Source organism: Acinetobacter stercoris (assembly GCF_900323515.1).
In the GTDB taxonomy this organism is placed as follows: domain Bacteria; phylum Pseudomonadota; class Gammaproteobacteria; order Pseudomonadales; family Moraxellaceae; genus Acinetobacter; species Acinetobacter stercoris.
This window is the reverse complement of record NZ_OOGT01000047.1, coordinates 1-21,592: the sequence shown is the minus strand read 5'-3', so window position 1 is coordinate 21,592 and position 21,592 is coordinate 1. Positions and strand designations below refer to the sequence as shown.

Here is a 21,592-nt window from a genome sequence, read left to right as displayed (position 1 = left end):
ATTTATAATGACTTAATTAAAAGTAAATTAAAATTTATAACTTAATTTACTCTCATGAATAATGTAACATTTTTTAAAAAAACTAAACTAAATATGGATTATTTTGATCTGTTTAGAATTTAAAAAGCCCGACTTCCTGTCGGGCTTTTTCGTATTGGTTTGCTAGGTATAACTCCTGTCGTACCTCACGATCCTGATGCAAGAACTGATTATTGTTGTTTTATGTTCCGGAACTTCCTGTCCCTGATGGGTTAATATTATGTTAATAATTTTTGTCTGCCTATGAGTGAATTCCCTAAACTCATGTAAGTCAAAATCGACAATAACCATCGTAAGTCACTCTCTGGACTTTTAAAATTTACTCAAATTATGCTCTTTTTTCATTTCTTTCGGTGACATACCAAAATATTTTTTAAACTCACGTGAAAAATAAGACATATCATTAAAACCTACTTGAATTGCAAGCTCGCTAATTGACCGAGGGTAAAATGAAGGATGACATAGCAGCTTTTTGCATTGCTTCAAACGATTTTCCAATAGATAACGACCAAATGTGGTATGTTCCTGTTGAAATAACTTACTCACATAACGCGTACTAATTTGTAAATGATAAGCAACATCATGAATGCTCAAATCTGAATTGGAGATTTGTTGCAATATCAAGTTCTTAATTTGAAGCAATGTCGTACTTTTGCTCGGTTTTTCTATTTGATTCTGGCCTGTATCCGCGACAATACATCCCAATAGATCTAAATATTGATCCAGAAGTGTATCCTGTAACCCCAAAGATAACTCATGAGGTAAAGACAAAAGACTCTCTGAAAAATTCAGTACTAAACGCTGTAATGGGTGATCTTTTCCAAAACTGCGGGCACTCAAGATCTCAATACGTCCAAAGCGATCTTGAAAAATAGAACGAGGAATCATCAACACTAATTGGTCAAACGAACCATTTAAATGTAGATCATAGGGCTGATAAGCATCATAAAATGAAAATTGGCCTTGCTGGATCATTGTTTCACGGCCATTTTGATTGATTCCCATATTTCCAGAAAGCAAAATACTCATCAGAATCTGATCATGGGTATCTTTTCTAATTTTGTGCCAGTTACGTTCAACATGTTGAGTTTGTCCTTTTACAGCAACAAGACGTAAGTTTGTCCATTGTTTTGTCTCTAATACTCCCAAAAAGGGATTTTCAGTAGGTAAATTACAATTCAAAGGAACAAAAACCTGACTAATCGCTTCTTGCCAATAGTCATGCTGTTGATTTAGAGGGACGGTTCTTGTATCAAAATTTAACATCACTGTTTCTCTTGAATTTGATCTCTCTATGATCGACTGTAAATCATTTTGCATAATTTTCAAGCGCGACCATCAAAGCTACTGATTGAGTAAATCAAGCAATCTCTATGCCAGCAGGGATAAAAAATTCTCTTCCTCGTAAAGTTCCTTTCCAGTATAGCTTTTGTTCTTTCTCAGAATAATCACTTCATACAAATAACATTTATAACTAAAGAAGCCCATTCATACTACAACGAGAAATACCATGAAAAAGCTCATTAAAGTTGCCTGTGTTCAGGCCGCACCTGTTTTTTTAGATCTGCAAGCAACTGTCGATAAAACTATAGAATTAATTGCCGAAGCAAGTCAAAAAGGTGCTGAACTTATCGCATTTCCTGAAACATGGATTCCTGGATACCCATGGTTTTTATGGCTAGATTCACCTGCGGCAAATATGCCACTGGTCTATCAATATCATATCAATTCACTTGATTTAAATAGTATTCAAGCGCAGCAAATTGCAGATGCGGCCCGACAAAATCATATACACGTTGTACTTGGATTTAGTGAGCGTGACCACGGCAGTTTATATATTTCCCAATGGATTATTGATCATCATGGCGAAACCATTGGAACACGTCGTAAATTGAAAGCAACTCATGTTGAGAGAACATTATTTGGTGAAAGTGATGGAAGTTCGATTAAAACATTTGAAACCGAGTTAGGTACAATCGGCGCACTATGCTGTTGGGAGCATTTGCAACCATTAACTCGTTTTGCAATGTATTCTCAACACGAACAAATTCACATTGCAGCTTGGCCAAGTTTCAGCCTTTATAAAGATGCTACAGCAGCACTCGGTGCCGAGGTTAATACTGCTGCTTCTCGTTTATACGCTGCTGAAGGTCAATGTTTTGTACTTGCACCATGTGCCATCGTTTCTCAAGACATGTACGATTTTCTTTGCACAGATGAAACAAAGAAACAACTCTTGCACACTGGTGGTGGTCATGCACGAATATATGGTCCAGATGGCCGTGATCTAGTAGAACCATTACCAGAAACTCAAGAAGGTTTGCTCATTGCGACTTTAGATCTAGACAATATTATTTTTGCCAAAGCCGCTGCTGATCCTGTTGGACATTATTCTCGTCCAGATGTATTTCAATTGTTATTCAATATTCATGAAATGCCGAAAGTTATTGAAAAGAATATTACAAATACTAAAACGGACATCGAAAGTGAATTTTCGTTATTTACTGAACTCAAAGGAGATTAGTCATGGAATCAGCTATCCCTGAATCTCTAAGGACTGAACCTACGAAAGCCCGTACAATGAATGCAGGTTATGTGCCTCCATACCCTGCATGGACGACCCGTTTTGCAGCAGATGTAAAACAGGTGGTCATGGCCTATTTTGGAATTCAATCTAAACAGAAACTCGATATAGATTCTTTAGAGCCATTTACTTATCGTTTTATCGGTGATGATGCACCTGGATATTGGGTACCTGCTTATGAGCAAGATTCCAAGGGATACCATAATCTCATCACAATTGGATATTGGGCAGATGTAACCACTTTCCATCGTTGGGCAAAACAGAGTGGTTTTTTTGAATGGTGGCATGATAATGAGCGTGAAACTGAAAATATTGGCTATTTTCTGGAAATCTACTACCCTGAAATTGGTCAATTTGAAACCATTTTTTCAGTGCAAAATGCACCTGAAGGTATTGCTCATTTAGCAGTATCAATGAGTGATGAAATACAAGAGCACGGTTATTATGGAAGTATGCGTGATCGTTTGCCGTGTGCACAGATAGATGATTTAAATCATGAACAATCCCGTGTTGGTTCATGTACTTCCCAATCCCATACCCGTATCAAGTTACAAGGGCGAAAAAATCTATGTTTGATTCGCTCTGGTCAGGACTGGTCATATACACAGGATAAAGAACGCCGTTTGTATTTAGCTCAAGTCGAACCTGTACTACAAAAAGGCATGTTATTTTTAAGAGATGAGGGTTCAGCTGAGGGCTGTATCAATTGTCGTTATATGACTGTTCTTGATAAAGATACTGGGCAACCAACCGAAAGAACATTTGGACTTGCCCAGTTTATTGATCTTGAACATCTTGAAGCGTGGGCAAAATCTCATCCAACTCATGTCGAAATTTTTGGTCAATTTATGAACTATGTGCAAACCATGAACTATCAAATAAATTTGAGATTATTTCATGAAGTTATCGTCGTTCCGGAACAATCTCAATATTTTGAATATATCAATTGTCATGCTCAAACTGGGTTGCTGAAATATAAATAATGATCCATGATAAAAAAGTCATTTTCATTTCATACAGACTTAGAATGAAAAAACCCGACTTCCTGTCGGGCTTTTCCGTATTGGTTTGTTAGGTATAACTCCTGTCGTACCTCACGATCCTGATGCAAGAACTGATTATTGTTGTTTTGTGTTCCGGAACTTCCTGTTCCTGATGAGTTCATATTAAGCATTTTGTATAAATATGGCTATTCGTCAAAGCCCTCAAGGGTTGTAAGTAAAAACGTACATTTAGCTTGTATAGTTATCCTCGACTTTATCCACAGAATTTGTGGATATTTTAGGAGACAATTTAAGCAAGGCTTTGTTAACAAATTTCAAGATCATTCATAAAAAAAGTATGTCTCAATTTAGCATTCCTATCAGTTTAATTCCTCTATTCAAAGGTATTGAACAATATCGGAAAGCATAATTTTATCTTTTTCATGAGTTTTTTACTGCAATTCTGGATAATGATTTTGCTGCATATAATAAAAAACCCTTGGTTACTGAATTAATCGCTTTTGATATGATTTTTGGTAGACGATCAGAATTATAATAGGTTGACCAAGTAACTAAAGTTCCATTTTCCGTATCATCAATACTTTAACTATTATCATTAAAGGTCAATGCTAGATACTTTTAAAACTCAAATACTCATACTTATGTAAGTTAATTTTTTAAATTTAATAAAAAGTAAAAGTCCAATCAACTTTGATTAGACTTTTACTATAACAACATTATGTTTCACTGCTTTATAAAAAGCAGATTATGGCATCACTGATTACTAAATATATCAATCAAAGTTCTTTGAGCATTATGTGACTCTTCACCATCTTTAGGTTCAGCACGAACCCAAGTACCATTGCCTTGAAGTAACCAGGCTTGAGTATTATCCTTAATATAATTAACCAGACCCTGCTGATAAATACGTTTTTTCAGTGCGGGATCTTCAACCGGGAAACAAACCTCGACACGATTAAACAAGTTACGATCCATCCAGTCAGCACTTGAGCAATAAATACGAGGGTTTCCTGCATTACTGAAATAATAAACCCGTGTATGTTCCAAGAATCGACCCACAATCGAACGAACCCGAATATTTTCTGATAAGTTAGGAAGTCCTGGACGCAAACAGCAAATTGAACGGATAATCAGATCAATCTGCACTCCTGCTTGCGAAGCTTCATAAAGTTTATTGATAAGTTGAACTTCTGTTAAAGCATTCACTTTTACAATAATTTGTGCAGGTTTACCTGCTTTAGCATTTTCGATTTCTTCTTCAATAAAGTTAAGCAGCTGTGCATGCAGTGTAAATGGCGCATGTAGAAGTTTCTTTAACTTCGCCATTTTTCCCATACCTGTTAACTCCTGAAATATGCGATGCACATCTTCACAGAGCTCTTTATCTGTGGTCATCAGACCATAATCAGTATAAATACGGGCATTGGTTGCATGATAGTTCCCCGTTCCCAAATGTACATACCGAACTAATTTATTATTTTCACGACGAACCACCAGGATCATTTTGGCATGAGTTTTATAGCCCACTATGCCATAAACAACAACAGCACCCGCCTCTTGTAACACGTTCGCTACTGCAATATTTGATTCTTCATCAAAACGGGCACGCAACTCGATAACAGCTGTAACCTCCTTACCATTACGAGCTGCTTCAGCAAGTACCTGAACAATTTCAGAGTCTGCACCACTACGGTAAAGTGTTTGTTTAATTGCAAGAACCTGAGGATCACGTGCAGCTTCACGCAATAAATTGATTACCGGGGCAAAAGACTCAAATGGATGATGTAGCAAAATATCCTGTTTTTGCATCGCTGAAAAAATACTTTCAGACTTTTTAAAAACTTTTGGAATTGCTGGAGTATAAGAGTCATAACGTAAATGCGGGCGCTTAAAATTTGAAAATAAACGTGCCAGATTTACAGGACCATCAACTTTATAAAGCTGTTCTTCTTCTAAATCAAACTCATCAAGCAAATATTCATAAATATGCTGTGGACAATTTTCTGTTACTTCCAGACGTACAGCCCGACCAAAACGGCGAGAGCTTAATTCACCTTTAAGTGCTTTTGCCAAATCTTCGACATCTTCATTTAGGGCTAAATCAGCATTACGTGTTACACGGAATTGATAACATCCTGTAGCAGTCATACCTGGAAATAAATCAGAAACATGTTCATGAATAATCGCGGATAGCATTACAAAATGCTCTTTTCCACCCGTTAACTCATCTGGCAGACGAACCACACGAGGTAATGAACGTGGTGCAGGGACAACAGCTAAATCGATTTGACGACCAAAAGCATCTTTACCTTCCAAAGTCACAATAAAGTTTAAGCTTTTATTGACCAGTCTTGGGAATGGATGTGCAGGGTCTAGACTAATGGGAGTTAAAACTGGAGCAACTTGCTCTTGAAAATATTTTTTTACCCAGACTGATTGGGCAGGGGTTAACTCCCCACGACGTAAAAAGCAGATATCTTCTTCACGTAATTTAGGGAAAATTTCATCATTTAAGATACGATATTGACGTTCTACAGCAGCATGTGCAGTTTTTGAAATAGACTCTAGTACTTGTTTGGGTGTTAAGCCATCAGGACTACGGCTCTCATTGCCTAAAGTCAATTGTTCCATTACCCCAGCTACACGAATCTCAAAGAACTCATCCATATTACGGGAAAAAATCAGCAGGAAATTCATACGCTCAAGTAGTGGATGCAACGGATCAACCGCTTGCTCCAAAACACGCAAATGGAAATCTAAAATAGACAATTCACGATTAATATAGCGATCATTATAAGTATATTCTGCTGGAGTCGTTGTCACTGCTGTATTCATGCCACAAACCTGAAATTCTAGGGTTATCTATAAGTATGCTTCAAATTTGTGACAATTTCATAAAAACGCTAAAAAAAATAGACAATCCACTACCATTTAGCTCTGATTTTTAAAAATTAATCGGGAATATGAGTTGAGCGCATATATTTCATGATCAAACGCATGCGATATTGCAGCTTACGATTGTTACGATGATCTTGATAAAACTTTGGATCAGGTAAAATAGCGGCTAAAAATGCAGCCTGCGAACGCGTTAAACTTCTTGAGCTTTTATGAAAATAATATTGTGAAGCAGCCTCGATTCCAAAGATATGATCACCATATTCTACAGAGTTCATATACACTTCCAGTATGCGCCTTTTACTCCACATCCGCTCCATCATCAATGTTGCAATTGCTTCCTGTCCTTTTCGAACAAAAGATCTTTTATTAAACAAAAACAAGTTCTTGGCAAGCTGCTGGGATATTGTTGATCCACCTGCCACGACTTTGTCATTTTTCAGATTTCTATGCACTGCATCTTCTATCCCATCCCAATCAAAACCATGATGGTTCATGAACTTCGCATCTTCAGCTGCCACGACAGCATGTTTAAAATTGTCACTAATGTCATCATAGGCTTTCCATTCATGCTTAATTGCTACCTGATCCGACCAATAAGTCACACGCATGAGCATGGTCGTTTCAACGGGATTGGTTCTCCACCAGACTAGACTTCCAAAAATCCAAAGTTGTACAATTAAAAATAGACTGACAATAATCAACAAAATACGAACAATAAAAGCTTTCATGTCAGTCAGTTACTCCTGATTTCTGGAAAATTCATGCTAAGCTACAAATAAATATCTTACGCAAACGAAATATAATGCATGGCTGAATATAATCCACCGCCAGTTTATACACAATCAAGCTTTAAAATTGGCAAAATCACTGCTCTTTTTATTGCGATCAATGTTGGCTTATTTGTTCTGGAAATCTTCAGTGGTGTCAATATTAGCAATCCTCAAATCGTTGATGCTCTTCGCTGGGGTGCTGATTATGCACCATTAACCTATCTCGAAGAACCCTATCGTATTTTTAGTAGCATGTTTTTTCATTTTGGTTTGATCCACCTCATGATGAACATGTGGGCGCTATATGTTTTTGGTAATATTGCTGAGGTTTTGTTTGGTCGCCTGTATTTTTTTGGACTTTACTTACTTGCGGGCATTTCTGGTAGTCTACTCAGTGGCTATATCGATATTCAGCATAGTTATGAACTCCTTCAAAACTTTAGTCCCGATCTTTTACCCAAAGTTGGTGCAGGTGCATCAGGTGCAGTTATGGGAATTGGTGGTGCATTAACAGCATTGTCTTTTTTCTCACCTTTGCCCCATCAGCGTTTATTACTCGATAAAAAATCATTGATCACCATTATGGTGATCAATTTGGCTTTCGGAATGCTAGCTTCTGGCATTAATAATGCAGCACATGTCGGTGGAATGATCATGGGAGCTGTTTTGGCTATCGCGTGGTATTATGTTGAACGGAAAAAAATGGGCATGCTCTCAAGAATCATTATTTTGATTGCTGCTATCATCGCAACATATTTCATCTATTTATATTTAATGAAACTTGTGCAACCTATTGCTCCAGTTTGGCAAGAAATTTGGGTACAAATGAAAGATCAGTTGGGAATGTAGAAAACCTATGAGATCTATTTCTGGATGATTTAGACCTCATTTAATAAATCACTATACAATGGTGAACCTGAATAAATCTCAAGCACAATATCCATTGCACTTCTAAACCATCTACACGATGGTGAACAATTAGCTGGATAATCTGTTAATTCTGTATTTCTTCTAAACCATCTACACGATGGTGAACTGAATATATAGAGATAGCGACTCGGTGGGGCGCTTCTAAACCATCTACACGATGGTGAACAGAAGTGACAATTTCCCCGACAGTGCATTTTTCTTCTAAACCATCTACACGATGGTGAACACTGTGAAAAGTCCGAGGGTCTTTAGCCGTCGCTTCTAAACCATCTACACGATGGTGAACTACGTGGATATTTGGATGACGGATAACAATTTCTTCTAAACCATCTACACGATGGTGAACTTCACGTCGCTGATGCGCATTAATAAATTGTCCTTCTAAACCATCTACACGATGGTGAACCAACGTGGTCAATAATGATGCCCTTTGGCTTTCTTCTAAACCATCTACACGATGGTGAACGTTATTAATGATTTACCACAAACTTGATTATTCTTCTAAACCATCTACACGATGGTGAACAATAGAAATATAAAAAGTTACTTTTGCTGTAACTTCTAAACCATCTACACGATGGTGAACTGAACCTATATTCTGCATGGAGGTCATTATCTCTTCTAAACCATCTACACGATGGTGAACGGGGATAATCAATGCCCTACATTCATAATTAACTTCTAAACCATCTACACGATGGTGAACGGCAATATAAGAAAGATGCAGATTGCACTAAGCTTCTAAACCATCTACACGATGGTGAACAGTATTTCGCATTTATTGGGTTAGATATTTACCTTCTAAACCATCTACACGATGGTGAACTAATGATTACTCAAAACCACTGGATGTGTTTTCTTCTAAACCATCTACACGATGGTGAACATTTTGATGAAAACTGGATGGGTGATGAGCGTCTTCTAAACCATCTACACGATGGTGAACTCAAAAAAGCAAATCAAAGCTTAAATGATATGCTTCTAAACCATCTACACGATGGTGAACACTTTTATCAACTGCTGTGGTTATTGCTACGACTTCTAAACCATCTACACGATGGTGAACAGGCGTGGGTTTAACAGAGGATGAATCAAAGTCTTCTAAACCATCTACACGATGGTGAACTGAACAAGAATTTCCATGATTGGCGCGAACACCTTCTAAACCATCTACACGATGGTGAACTAATGCACCACGGGCAGCCGAATATGACGACTCTTCTAAACCATCTACACGATGGTGAACAGGTAATCCTGAGTAAATATATCCCCTACCAACTTCTAAACCATCTACACGATGGTGAACTTGAATGACGTCAATCTTCGATTCGTGAATCACTTCTAAACCATCTACACGATGGTGAACTGAATCAGGCTGGCAGATCCACGCTTCACACTCTTCTAAACCATCTACACGATGGTGAACACTTAATAAGCCAATTCTTGGTTTTAAATATTCTTCTAAACCATCTACACGATGGTGAACGAAGATGCATTCAGTAAGACGGCACGTAACAACTTCTAAACCATCTACACGATGGTGAACATCTTCGTCATGCGAAGCAATGGCGGTGCGGACTTCTAAACCATCTACACGATGGTGAACTCAAAGAGACTGGAAAGGATTTGATCCATCTTCTTCTAAACCATCTACACGATGGTGAACATCTAGCTCTTTACCTATCGATTCACTATCAACTTCTAAACCATCTACACGATGGTGAACATCAAGAACTGGCAGGGCGCTGCTGGGGCAATGCTTCTAAACCATCTACACGATGGTGAACTAATGAAATTAAGGATAGAGTTGGAATACTTTCTTCTAAACCATCTACACGATGGTGAACATTAAGTTCATTCTCAACTTTTGGCAAAGGATCTTCTAAACCATCTACACGATGGTGAACTGGGTAATCAATTTGATCCTCGCTATGCTTACCTTCTAAACCATCTACACGATGGTGAACATTTATGAAATGAATGAGCATGGTCAACTTATCTTCTAAACCATCTACACGATGGTGAACAGGCGTGGGTTTAACAGAGGATGAATCAAAGTCTTCTAAACCATCTACACGATGGTGAACTAGAGTTTAAAAAACAAAACCCTAGTGATATAAATAAGATAGCATATTTTTTATCATTAACACTTTATTTCCAACGAACATCCTAATTGATTGATTTAAAAATAACTTTCTCACAACATAAAATCGAAGCTAAATCCAGGAATCACTGATTGATTTCCCTTAAACTCTGTAAAGGTGGAATCTCACTTAAATAACTCAAACGGTAACGTCCGATGAGCATACATAACACCGTCATAACGACTGGTAAAATAATCCAAATCTCCCAATGTACTTGAATAATCAACTCCATCTTATAACTTGCAATCGCACTGATCACTTCAGCAAAGAAACAAGACACGATTCCTGCCATCAATCCGATAAAACCGATCTCCATACTCATCATATTTTTAAGTTTGGCTTTGGAACTACCAAACGAACGAAGTAAGGCAACTTCCCTTTTCCGCTCGTCCATCAGTAAATTAATACATGCTATAAGGACTAAAAACCCCGATAAACTGACTAATATGGCAAGCACAGTCACGATTTGTACTAACACATTAATTAAACGAGCAACTTCATCTAAAATTAATGAAACATCAATAAATACTGTATTCGGAAATTGCTGAACCAGACTAACTAACTGCTTTTTTTCATTTGCGGGGACATAAAAGCTCCCCAGATAACTACCTGCATTTTCATCTAAGGTATTTGGAGCAAAAATAAAAAAGAAATTAGGGCTAAAACTTTGCCATTCAACTGAACGGATATTGACAACATTGCCTATAAGCTGCCCTTCCGGAAGACTAAATGTCAGTTTATCACCAACATTGATTCCCAACTCCTCTGCCAGTTTGGACTCTACCGAGACATCACCTACATTTTTCAAAACCATGTTACCAGCAAGTATTTTGTTGTCTTCTGGATAGTGTTCTGTCTGAGTCAAATTAAGCTCCCGTTTCAGCGAATTTTTTTTCTCTATGATTTCATTGGGAAATGCTTGACCATTTTTAGCCACTAGACGACCACGAATATTTGGATACAGTGCTGTACTTTTCCACTGATGCTGCTTTAACTGCTGTTTAAATTGTTGTAGTTCAAATGGAGGTAGACCATAGACAAACTGATTTGGTGTTCCTGCTGGTAACTGTTGCAGCCATCGTTCCAGCAAATCAGTTCTTAGAACAGCAAGTACCGTAATCAGGCTTAACCCCAAAGCCAAAGCAGTCACTTGCAAAGCAGTTTGTGATGGCGTCCTGACATAGCTTGAAATCTGATTTTTCAGAGCCTTAAAGAGTTTAAGTATTCCCCAAACTAAAAAATATAAAAGTACACTTAACAAAATAACGGCTGTAATGACTAAAGCCGTTAATCTTAAATCAGAAGTCAAGACAAAGCTGAATATAATCAAGCTTATAATTCCGATCCCGATCATTGCAGCAAGTGACATCACATTTTTTTCTTGTTGCCGAATGACTCGAATAGGTGGTGTGTTTAACAGTGCCCAAAGACTCGGCAAAACAAAACCAAAAAGTACGATCGCACTGGTAAAAATCGCAATAGGTAATGGACCTAACAATAAGTCGAACAATGAAAATTGCAGTTCAAGATTTGGAATAAGCCCCAGCATCAATTCTAATAATGCATACCCAAGTATAAGCCCCGAAACACTACCGATAAGTATGGAAATCCCCACAACAATCAATAGTAATAAAACATAAGCATTTAAAATCTGGCTTCGCTTTGCCCCCAAACAACGAATGAGAGCAATATGATCATGATTTTGCTGTACATAACGCTGGCTGGTTAAAGCAATTGCAATACCACATAATAATATGGTCAAAATATTGGCAAGCTTTAAGAATGTATCCAGATTTTGAATCGGTTTCATTAACCGTGTGTTGGCATCGCCAGCATCTCGAAGTTTTAAGGTACTTGCTGCCCCAATGGCTTGTTCTGTAGATGATTCAGAATATTGAGTTTGAGGTTGTAACTGGTTTTTATTTTTTTCTTTATTTTCAAACTGCTGAAATAGTTGCTTATAAGCTTGGACTTGCTTAGGGCTTCCTGAAAGGAGCAGTCGATATTCAATACGACTTCCTGTCTGAATGGCATTTGTTTTGGCAATATCCTGATGACTAATAATAACAGTTGGAGAAAATGCCGAAAAACCGATCTCCTGATTTGAGTCATGCTGAATTTTTGCAGCAACCTTAAATGTCCCATCGGCAATTTTTATATCATCCCTGATATTGACATGAAGCAGATCCATTGCCCTTTGACTCAACCAGACTTCACCTGATTTAATCTGCTTAGCCATAGGCTGAACAGTCAATTCTCCTCGCAGTGGAAATGCCGAATCAATAGCTTTAACATTTACCATCACAAACTGGTCATTGGTATGTGCCATTGAACCAAACATCGTCACTTCAGACTGTTCTAGATTTAAGCGTTGCGCTTGTATTTTCCAGTTCTGTTGTATCGGTTGCTGGTCACTTAATACCAGATCAGCAGCTAGCATTTTTGCTGCCTGTAATTCGACCGCATGTTGTACCTGATCATTACTAAACTTTAATGCAGTCGTTGCACTAATTGCCAAGCTCAAGGCAATAATGAGCAAATAAATTCCTGTACTTTGAAAACTCTGACGGAGTAAAGGTTTGAATAATCCCATCATGCCCTGACACCTTGTTTAGATGAATGCTCAATAAGTTGTCCATCAACGAGTTCAAAATGCCGCTGACACTGTGCAGCCAGTTTAGGGTCATGTGTAACCAAAACTAATGTTGTTCCCAAAGCTTGATTTAAATCAAACAGTAACTGTTCTATTTCTGTAGCAGTATGCCCATCCAGATTGCCCGTAGGCTCATCAGCAAAGACAATATCAGGTTCAGTAATCAGTGCACGTGCGATAGCAACACGTTGTTGCTCTCCACCTGACAAGACTTTAGGTGTTTGACCAGTCTGATCAGCCAACCCCACCTGTTCAAGCAACTTTAAGGCTTTGTGTTCTGCTTCTTTATAATGAAAATCCCGATGTAATCGTAGCGGTAACATCACATTTTCAAGAGCAGATAAATGTGGCAAGAGTTGAAAAGACTGGAATACGAAACCAATGTGTTTAAGCCTGACATTGGCTCGTTGTTCTTCATTAAGTTCATGTATTGGCTCACCACAAACATATAGTTGTCCAGCAGATGCCTGATCCAGTGTTGCCAAAATTCCGAGTAAAGTTGATTTTCCAGAACCTGAACGACCTGTAATTGCAACCTGTTCGCCTGCAAAAATTTCTAAATCTAGCCCAGATAAAATCGTTAGGTTTTTATTATGTAATTGAATGTGCTGTGTTAGCCCATGTGCAGATATAATGGCTTGTGGCATGATAGATGTTGTTGAAGCAAGCTGGACCATACAAAAACCTATGCAGACTATGAAAATTGTAAATATAAAAATATTGAGAAATTATTTAGTTAGACTCATGATTATTGCATTGAGTCTAAGCCCTCTTACTGTATTTGCAAAAACCATCATGATTCTGGGTGATAGTGTTAGTGCAAGCTTTGGTATCAATCCAGATCAAGCCTGGGTCAATTTGTTACAGCAAAGATTAAATCAACAGTATCCGAAACAGCATAGAGTGGTCAATGCAAGTGTCAGTGGTGAGACAACCAGTGGCGCATTGGCTAGACTTCCAAAACTTTTACAAACACATAAGCCTGATATCGTAGTAATTGAATTAGGTGGTAATGATGGGTTACGTGGTCAACCACCGCAAATGATCCAAAAAAATCTGGAAAATCTGGTAAAATTAAGCCAGAAAGCTGATGCAAAAGTCATTTTATTTGGAATGAAAATTCCACCAAACTATGGCACTGCCTATAGCACAGCATTTGAGAATAACTACAAAATCATTAGTCAAAAATACAATATCAAATTATTACCATTTTTTATGCAGGGTATTGCTGGCAATAAAAACTTTATGCAGCAAGATTTGATTCATCCAAATGCACAGGCACAAAAAATTTTACTGGACAATGCCTATCCATATATCAAATCTGCGCTATAAGCTATTGGTCTTCAAACAAACGTATTAAAAGTTTATGCACAAAATCCAGATCAAGCTGCTGACTTGAAAATAAAATCATATAAATTAATGGTGCAACTACAATCTCGATAATAAGCCGGTTTTCTATAAAATTCTCATTTCGCTGGATCGCTCTTTCCCTTATCACATCAAGCTGTTGACTGACCAAATCATAACAACGTTCAGCAGTTTGTGTATCTTGAGCAGCCAGTACATCTTTCAATAACGCACGCCCGACTGATGAAGAGTATTCTTCATAATACTGTTCAACCCAAGCATATAAATCTTCACGAAATGAACCTAAATCCCGGGGAAGACTGTCAGGCTGTAACTTTGAAAAAGCTACATCAGAAAAAAGCTGTTGGATATCCCCCCAACGCCGATAAATCGTAGAGGGTGTTACACCAGCTCTCATGGCAATCATTGGAACAGTAATCTGGCTCTGTTCCAATTCTTGTTGTAATGCCAGTACAGCACAATGAACTGCTTCCTGAATTCTTGCACTTCGACCACCAGGACGTAAACCTGTAACATTTTTTGTCATTTGAAACCGCCTGATTTGATATATCATGTGATTTATCAAAAAATTGAAGATATTTTACACAAAACCATCAATTTCATTAAAGCAAAATCTTTGCGTTAGTAAATCGTTTCGTGTATAAAAGCTAAATATTAGCTTTTATGGTATGGGCTTTGTATGAATAATTCAAGTTTAAAACACCCCAATGCTGGATTCAGATTAAGCCCAAAATCTGCATTGATTCTGCATACCTTAACCCTAATGACATTTATGGCAGCCTCGAGCGCCCCGACACCGTTATATCGCCTATATCAACAAATCTGGCTTTTTTCCCCTGTTATATTGACATTAATTTTTGCTATATATGCTTTTTCTTTACTAGCATCACTGCTGGTCATTGGCTCACTTTCTGACTATATAGGACGTAAGCCTGTCATTCTTTTGGCACTTGTCTTGCAAATCAGCTCAATGGTTTTATTTTTATATGCTTCTGCTCCAGTGATGTTATTTATTGCCCGGGCATTGCAAGGAGTTGCAACTGGATTAGCTGTTTCTGCGATTGGCGCTTCTTTGCTGGATTTAAGCAAAGAACATGGCTCTCTCATTAACAGTATTTGTCCAATGATTGGTATGGCCTTTGGGGCACTTATTGCGTGCACAATCCTGCAATTTTCAACGTTTCCACTGCAGTTAATCTTTGAAGTCCTTATTTTTACTTTATTTATTGAGCTCTGCCTATGCTGCATAGCTCCTGAAACAGCTAAAAAAAGAGTCGGGGCATGGGCATCTTTAAAGCCTAAAATGGCAATCCCTGTTCAAGCAAGACATGCTCTGCTTAAGGTTAGCCCAGTCAATATTGCCCTCTGGATGGTAAGTGGTTTTTATCTGTCTTTAATGCCATCGCTACTCGCTAAAGCATTCAATACACATTCCGCATGGTTAAGTGGCTTAAGTTTTATTGCACTTACAATTTCGGGAGCAATTGCCATATTCTTATTAAGACAATCCAAAACCTCAATCATTCTACTTACTGGTACGATTACCATCATGATTGGTGCTCTAATTATTCTGTTGGGTGTTAACTTAACTCAGGCAACGCTGTTATTTTCAGGATCAATTATTGCTGGTATTGGATTTGGCTCAGGATTTATGGGAGCAATTCGTTCCGTCATGCCACTCGCCCAGCCAGAACAACGCGCTGGTCTCATGGCGGCATTTTTTGTAGAGAGTTACCTTGCCTTTAGTATTCCAGCTATTATAGCGGGTTATCTGGTTAATAAAATTGGCTTGATTAACAGTGCAAATATTTATGGTTCTTTAATTGTATTTTTAGCATTGCTGGCACTTTGTTTAGTACTTCGAGATCAGAGAGTTCAGGCTGAATAATAAAAAGCCAGTATAATTACTGACTTTTTATTATTCATTCATTTAAAAATCGTAGAAAGTTACTTCACCTGTTTCCAATGAATACTCTGCACCCACAACTTTCAATTTGCCTTTAGCAATCAGATTTTCCAGAACAGCTGAACCATGACGTAACTGGTTAACTGATGCAAATACATTTGACTTCACGGCATGCATAGATAACTTTGTTAAATCATCCTTTAACTCGGTTTGCATCAGAATTTCTACAGATGGACGTACACGATTGACAATAGACATCAAGTTTGCAGAAGGTGGTTGATCAGGATTACGTAATGCAGCGATAGTTGAACTGATCGCTCCACAGTGTGTATGCCCTAACACAACAACGACTGGACAATGAAAACTCTCCGCTGCAAATTCTACGCTGCCTACTTGTGATGGAGCGACAATATTACCAGCAACACGAATGACGAACAGATCTCCTAGTCCTTGATCAAAAACCATTTCTGCTGGAACACGCGAATCGGAACAACCTAAAACAATTGCAAAAGGATCCTGACTTTCTGCCATCTCAGCTCGTTGTTGATGCGTTAAAAGCTTAATGTGCTGTGTTTCACCATTAACAAAACGCTGGTTTCCCTGTTTTAAACGATCTAAAGCTTCTTGAGCAGTTAGCATGTTTTTTCCCATATATTTGGTATTTGGATATTCTGACCATTTTAATGCTGTGAATTTTGAATGTCACTTGCAAAAAATAAACTCTGTTACAATTTTTGTTATTTTTTCAAATGATCTATTTTAAATGTCTATTAAATAACATTTTTCCTAGATTTTTTTGAAAATTAACTATTTAAACAAATTCCATTTTTTAACATAAACCAGCATATTGACCACAAATCAGACAATATGTGAAATCCACAACAATGCATAAACAAATCACTTCAATCATGATAAAAATGCTTTTATATAATGCGAGCCGATTTAAAAGGAAAAATTGAATGACTCGAACGCTCTCTCATAAAATGGCACACTTCTGTCTTGCTATTACACTTGGTTTGACAGCATTAAGTTTTAATAACATGGCAAATGCGACTGAAGAACGTATTGATTATCTAAAAATTCAGCAAGAAGAGAGAGCATGGGCTGGTTTAACCAGCAAAACATTACGTGTTGGCGATATAGCATGGACTTATAGTGAAGGTGGTAATATCAAAAATCCCACTATCCTTCTTTTACATGGATTGGGCAGTAATCGGGATAGCTGGAACAAAATCGCACATGATTTAACACCATACTTTCATGTTGTCATACCCGACCTGCCAAGTTCTAATAAAAAGCTGTTTCCTGCCGAATATGATTTATCTTTAAATAATGTCACTGAACAATTACGACGTTTTATCGAAACGGCGAGTATCCAAAATAATTTAAATATTGCTGGTCATTCGATAGGTGGATCTTTAGCGTTATTTTATGCATCAAAATATCCAGAAGATACCAAAAGCTTGCTTCTAATGAGTATCGGTGGACCATTTAACAACAGTAATACAGTCTATTTAAAAAATCCTGTTTATCTAAAACAGCTCATAGTGTCTAAGCCTGGTGATTATGATTATGTAATGAAAACCATGATGTCAAACCCGCCTTTTATTCCTGGTGTGATTAAAAAAGAGCAGGAAAAAGCACTCATTGCTGAATCTGAGGAAAATTCAAAAGTAATCAATGAAATAAGTAATATTAATCAGTATTATAATAAAACTGCTTTTAATAAAATGTTGGCAAATACTCAGGCACCTACCCTTATCATTTGGGGGAAGCAAGATAAGATTGCCAATGTAGAAATTGCTACTGAGCTAAAAAGCAAATTAAAAAAAGCTGAGACGCCTATTGTGCTAGAACACGTGGGTCACGTGCCAGTGCTTGAGGCTGATCAACTTATTATTCAGAACTATTTACCTTTTTTAAGAAAAGTAAATAACCTCCCAACCCCATAATTAAAGGTATAAAGGGTAGAAATTTATGAAAAACCCGCTTATTGAACAACTAATTGAAGCCCATCTGGCTTTTTTAGATCAAGAATTTTCTGAACCGGAAACGATACAAACGGAATTCATAAACTTCTACCACTGGCTTAGACAAAAACGTCTGCAAGAGTTGTGGAGTTTAGAAGATATCAATCATCTGATTCAGAAACAAATTTTAGCTACACCTGCAAGTAATTTTCTAATTGAACAGATTGCTGAACATATTCGTTTTGCACTGGTTCATCCTGTCAATGATGAAACCAAGGTAGAAGACATCATTCCCGTAATAACGATTGATAAAATTGCACTATATATTTCAAGCAAGTCAGGTCATCGTAAAGCCCTAATAAAAAGGATTGTCAATAATCCTTCTTTTTCAGATACCCTGACCCAGCTCATTCATCATTCCATCCAAGACTATATTGATAATTCAGTCATGAATAAAAAAGTTCCTGGTGTGGGACGTTTTATGAAAATGGGAAAATCTGTTCTGGAATCAGTTACAGATACCAATCTTGACGATACTGTTAAACACTATCTTCAAAAAAATATTATTAAAATTAGCCAATTAAGTGAAAATATTTTAAACCAGAACTTTGATGACAATAAGCTTTATCACTTTCAGGCAAATCTCTGGCATAAGATCAAAGCCGTACCGCTATCTACAATCAAAAGTTATATTGAAGTCAATGACCTCCCAAAAACAGTAGCTTTAGGTCATGAAGTCTGGGAACATTTACGTCAGACAGACTATCTAAAAAAACAGATCCATGATGGTGTCTATGCGTGGTATGTACGTAATCAAGAGCGTAATTTTGATCTGATCTTTCGTGATATCAATATTGATGAAGCGCTCATTCAAAACGAATTACAAAAACTCCTTGAACCTATTATTCAACAAATGGTTTCTTCAGGGCATTTACGTACCCGAGCACGTCATTATTTAGAAAAATTTTATTATTCTGAACAAGCTTTACAAATTTTAAATATAGAAAAAGGCGCGTAATGCGCCTTTTTCTATAAGGATTTGACACTAAAATTTTAGTGTCATTCCAACAAATGCTGATTGCCCTTCCAAATAGTAGTCGGAACTACTCTTCGCCATCTGTTTATCAAATAAATTATTAATACCCGCACGAACAGTAACATTATCATTCACAACATAATTTGTAGCCAAACCTACTATCGTATGTGGTTTTTGTAAAACACTACTCTGAGTTGCATTTGTAGTATATTGTTTACCTACATATTCAGCTAGAATATTCACCGACCAAGGATCAGTAATTTTATAATCCAAAGATGATGTGGCTGTTAACTTTGGTGTATTAATCAATGCCTTTCCAGTATCCAAATTTTTAGATTCAAAGAAATAAGTTGCTGTGTTTGTCCAGTTTAACCGGTCAAACAATGGGATAGCTGCACTGAACTCAAGACCTTTCGTTCGGGCTTTTTGGATATTTTGAAGTTGCGTCCACCATATTCCATTATAAATTCCTAATGGAGCATATTCGATTTTGTTTTCAAAATCGGTATAAAAATATGTCAAGCTGATATTAGAATCATGCCCTGTATAATTAATACCAATTTCATAATTGGTACTTTTTTCAGGTTTTAAGTTGGCATTACCTGCCATATAACATGCCCCTGTTGTATAAATGTGTTTCTGTTTATTTTCATCTATCCACTCAGTCCCTTTTAAACTTGTACAACCATTACCCCGAGATTTAGTTGCCGCACCTGCAGTACTTTCTTTAATGGTTGGTGCTCTAAAACCTGATGCTACCCCACCTTTAATTGTCCAATTGTCTGTTGGAGAAAAAACAAGATATCCACGTGGACTATGATGATCGCCAAACTTATCATCGTGATCATAGCGATTACCCAAAGTAAGTTTTAGCTTGTCTCCTATATCAAGCGTGTCTTCTATAAATAAGGCCCATGTTTTTCCATCTAGCTTTGAAGCTCCAACATAGTTTTTACCATCATAACTCGTAACAGGATTTCCATTTTTGTCTTTAATTACCATCCCTTTATCATCAGTCAATGGTGTACCAATAGTATCAGTATTATTTAGCTCTTGACGACGCCATTGCCCACCAAAAGTCAAGGTGTTTGGTATTAAAAATTCAAAAGGAACATTAATGTTACCTTCAACTACCGTTTCATTGGATTTCGCTGTTGTCCCGTCACCAGACTGATCATAATCATTATAGTAAGCTGACAATTTTGAGCTAATGTCATTTGACCAGCGCCCATCCCACGAAGCCGTATAACCATGCGTTTCTAATTTTGAAGCTCCCCAACTATTAGTCCCATTCTGTTTTGTTATTTTTCCACTAGATGGGTCAATCGTAGTTATTCCTTCTGAACGTAGATTTTTTTCTACGCCATAGCGTGCCTCTAATGAAAGATCATGTTGATCATTCAACTTAAAGTTTAAAAGCCCGCCAAAATTATTATTAATGTAACCTGTTGTACCATCAATTCTATTTAAATTGCTATTACCACCTCTAGGAACAGAATAATTTACAAAATCCTTATCAGATTCTCTACGTATCTGGCTGGCATTTAAACGCAAACCAACATTATTTGCTAGAGGTCCAGACAGCATTGTTCCTGTTTGAAATGTACGTCCACGATCACCCGAAGTCGTTGGTTGGGTATAATTATATGTTGCAGAACCCCCCCAATGATCCTGAATTTTTTTGGTAATAATATTAATCACCCCTCCCATAGCATCAGAGCCATATAGTGAAGACATCGGACCACGGACAACTTCAATACGCTCAATTATATCTGGTGTAATCCAGTTTAGGTCTTGACGTCCCAGATCAGGTCGATAATTGGTGTCTCTTGAAGAACCTATTCTTTTACCATCAATAAGGATTAGTGTGTAATTTTCAGGCAAACCACGAAGTTTTATTTTTGAACCATCTCCATTTGTACTTAATCCCCCTGTCACACCAGGAACACGTTTAATCAAATCAGCCAGACTAGCTACTGGACGCTTTGCTATATCTTCAGCAGTGATGACAGAAATAGAAGCTGGGGCATCTTTGATATCTGTTGCCTGACCGCTTGCTGTCAGTACTATTGTTTCCAGTTTATTTTGATTTTGTTCTTCTTGAGTAAGGCTTTCTGCAAAACTATACCCCGAAAAATTAATAAAAATAGCCGAAGCTAACAACGATCTTTTAAAAGGAGAATTCATTTCAAACCAACCAGATTATGAAGAAAATATGAATATTTCGGAGGCAATACTACATAAACTCACAATTAATTGCAAATGATTATCATTTTCATATATTTTAACA

15 protein-coding genes and 1 CRISPR repeat array are annotated in these 21,592 nt (G+C 37.3%); of the genes, 7 read left to right on the top strand and 8 right to left on the bottom strand.

All coding sequences use genetic code 11. The annotated features are described in order from the left end of the window. Positions 1-351: 351 nt before the first annotated feature. Positions 352-1,305, bottom strand: a complete 954-nt coding sequence (locus KPC_RS07125; RefSeq protein ID WP_171334437.1) for an AraC-like ligand-binding domain-containing protein — start codon at positions 1,303-1,305, stop codon at positions 352-354. 244 nt (positions 1,306-1,549) lie between these two features. Between KPC_RS07125 and KPC_RS07120 the strand changes: the two genes are divergently transcribed. Together KPC_RS07120 and KPC_RS07115 are read left to right on the top strand one after the other, a co-directional pair. Further along, the gene (locus tag KPC_RS07120; RefSeq protein WP_121973713.1) at positions 1,550-2,563 is read left to right on the top strand and encodes a carbon-nitrogen hydrolase family protein; all 1,014 of its coding nucleotides are present in this window, start codon (positions 1,550-1,552) and stop codon (positions 2,561-2,563) included. Between the two features lie 2 nt (positions 2,564-2,565). Continuing rightward, positions 2,566-3,606 carry a phenylacetaldoxime dehydratase family protein gene (locus tag KPC_RS07115; protein WP_121973712.1) on the top strand — a complete coding sequence of 347 codons (1,041 nt, stop codon included), beginning with the start codon at positions 2,566-2,568 and terminating at the stop codon, positions 3,604-3,606. A gap of 774 nt (positions 3,607-4,380) precedes the next feature. On the opposite strand, the gene ppk1 is transcribed toward KPC_RS07115, so the two are convergent. Both ppk1 and mtgA read right to left on the bottom strand, forming a co-directional pair. Beyond that, complete coding sequence (gene ppk1, locus KPC_RS07110; protein WP_121973711.1) at positions 4,381-6,462, bottom strand: polyphosphate kinase 1; 2,082 nt, start codon at positions 6,460-6,462, stop codon at positions 4,381-4,383. A gap of 116 nt (positions 6,463-6,578) precedes the next feature. Next, on the bottom strand, positions 6,579-7,253 hold the full coding sequence (mtgA, locus tag KPC_RS07105) for a monofunctional biosynthetic peptidoglycan transglycosylase (RefSeq protein ID WP_121973710.1): 675 nt from the start codon (positions 7,251-7,253) through the stop codon (positions 6,579-6,581). 78 nt (positions 7,254-7,331) lie between these two features. On the opposite strand from mtgA, the gene KPC_RS07100 reads away from it, so the two are divergent. Continuing rightward, positions 7,332-8,144 (top strand): rhomboid family intramembrane serine protease, encoded by an 813-nt coding sequence (locus KPC_RS07100; protein ID WP_121973709.1) that lies wholly within the window; start codon positions 7,332-7,334, stop codon positions 8,142-8,144. A 99-nt stretch (positions 8,145-8,243) separates the two neighbouring features. After that, positions 8,244-10,312: direct repeats of the CRISPR family, unit length 28 nt; unit sequence CTTCTAAACCATCTACACGATGGTGAAC. Between the two features lie 142 nt (positions 10,313-10,454). Here the strand turns inward: KPC_RS07100 and KPC_RS07095 are convergent. Together KPC_RS07095 and KPC_RS07090 are read right to left on the bottom strand one after the other, a co-directional pair. Beyond that, positions 10,455-12,965, bottom strand: a complete 2,511-nt coding sequence (locus tag KPC_RS07095) for an ABC transporter permease (protein ID WP_121973708.1) — start codon at positions 12,963-12,965, stop codon at positions 10,455-10,457. Continuing rightward, positions 12,962-13,699: an ABC transporter ATP-binding protein gene (locus KPC_RS07090; protein ID WP_121973707.1), complete on the bottom strand. Its 738-nt coding sequence runs from the start codon at positions 13,697-13,699 to the stop codon at positions 12,962-12,964. The genes KPC_RS07095 and KPC_RS07090 overlap by 4 nt, the downstream gene beginning before the upstream one ends. A gap of 19 nt (positions 13,700-13,718) precedes the next feature. Between KPC_RS07090 and KPC_RS07085 the strand changes: the two genes are divergently transcribed. After that, positions 13,719-14,354 carry an arylesterase gene (locus KPC_RS07085; RefSeq protein ID WP_407641981.1) on the top strand — a complete coding sequence of 212 codons (636 nt, stop codon included), beginning with the start codon at positions 13,719-13,721 and terminating at the stop codon, positions 14,352-14,354. Position 14,355: 1 nt separating this feature from the next. Here the strand turns inward: KPC_RS07085 and KPC_RS07080 are convergent, their stop codons facing one another. Next, a complete protein-coding gene (locus KPC_RS07080) occupies positions 14,356-14,916 on the bottom strand; it encodes a TetR/AcrR family transcriptional regulator (protein ID WP_121973705.1) in 561 nt (186 codons plus the stop codon). A 153-nt stretch (positions 14,917-15,069) separates the two neighbouring features. Between KPC_RS07080 and KPC_RS07075 the strand changes: the two genes are divergently transcribed. After that, complete coding sequence (locus tag KPC_RS07075) at positions 15,070-16,278, top strand: MFS transporter (RefSeq protein ID WP_121973704.1); 1,209 nt, start codon at positions 15,070-15,072, stop codon at positions 16,276-16,278. A 42-nt stretch (positions 16,279-16,320) separates the two neighbouring features. On the opposite strand, the gene KPC_RS07070 is transcribed toward KPC_RS07075, so the two are convergent. Then, positions 16,321-16,935, bottom strand: coding sequence for a carbonic anhydrase (locus tag KPC_RS07070; RefSeq protein ID WP_121973703.1), 615 nt, complete (start codon positions 16,933-16,935; stop codon positions 16,321-16,323). Between the two features lie 320 nt (positions 16,936-17,255). On the opposite strand from KPC_RS07070, the gene KPC_RS07065 reads away from it, so the two are divergent. Both KPC_RS07065 and KPC_RS07060 read left to right on the top strand, forming a co-directional pair. Further along, a complete protein-coding gene (locus tag KPC_RS07065; protein WP_121973702.1) occupies positions 17,256-18,248 on the top strand; it encodes an alpha/beta fold hydrolase in 993 nt (330 codons plus the stop codon). Positions 18,249-18,273: 25 nt separating this feature from the next. Then, positions 18,274-19,284, top strand: coding sequence for a hypothetical protein (locus KPC_RS07060; protein ID WP_121973701.1), 1,011 nt, complete (start codon positions 18,274-18,276; stop codon positions 19,282-19,284). 27 nt (positions 19,285-19,311) lie between these two features. Here the strand turns inward: KPC_RS07060 and KPC_RS07055 are convergent, their stop codons facing one another. Continuing rightward, positions 19,312-21,489 (bottom strand): TonB-dependent receptor domain-containing protein, encoded by a 2,178-nt coding sequence (locus KPC_RS07055; RefSeq protein ID WP_121973700.1) that lies wholly within the window; start codon positions 21,487-21,489, stop codon positions 19,312-19,314. Positions 21,490-21,592 lie beyond the last annotated feature (103 nt).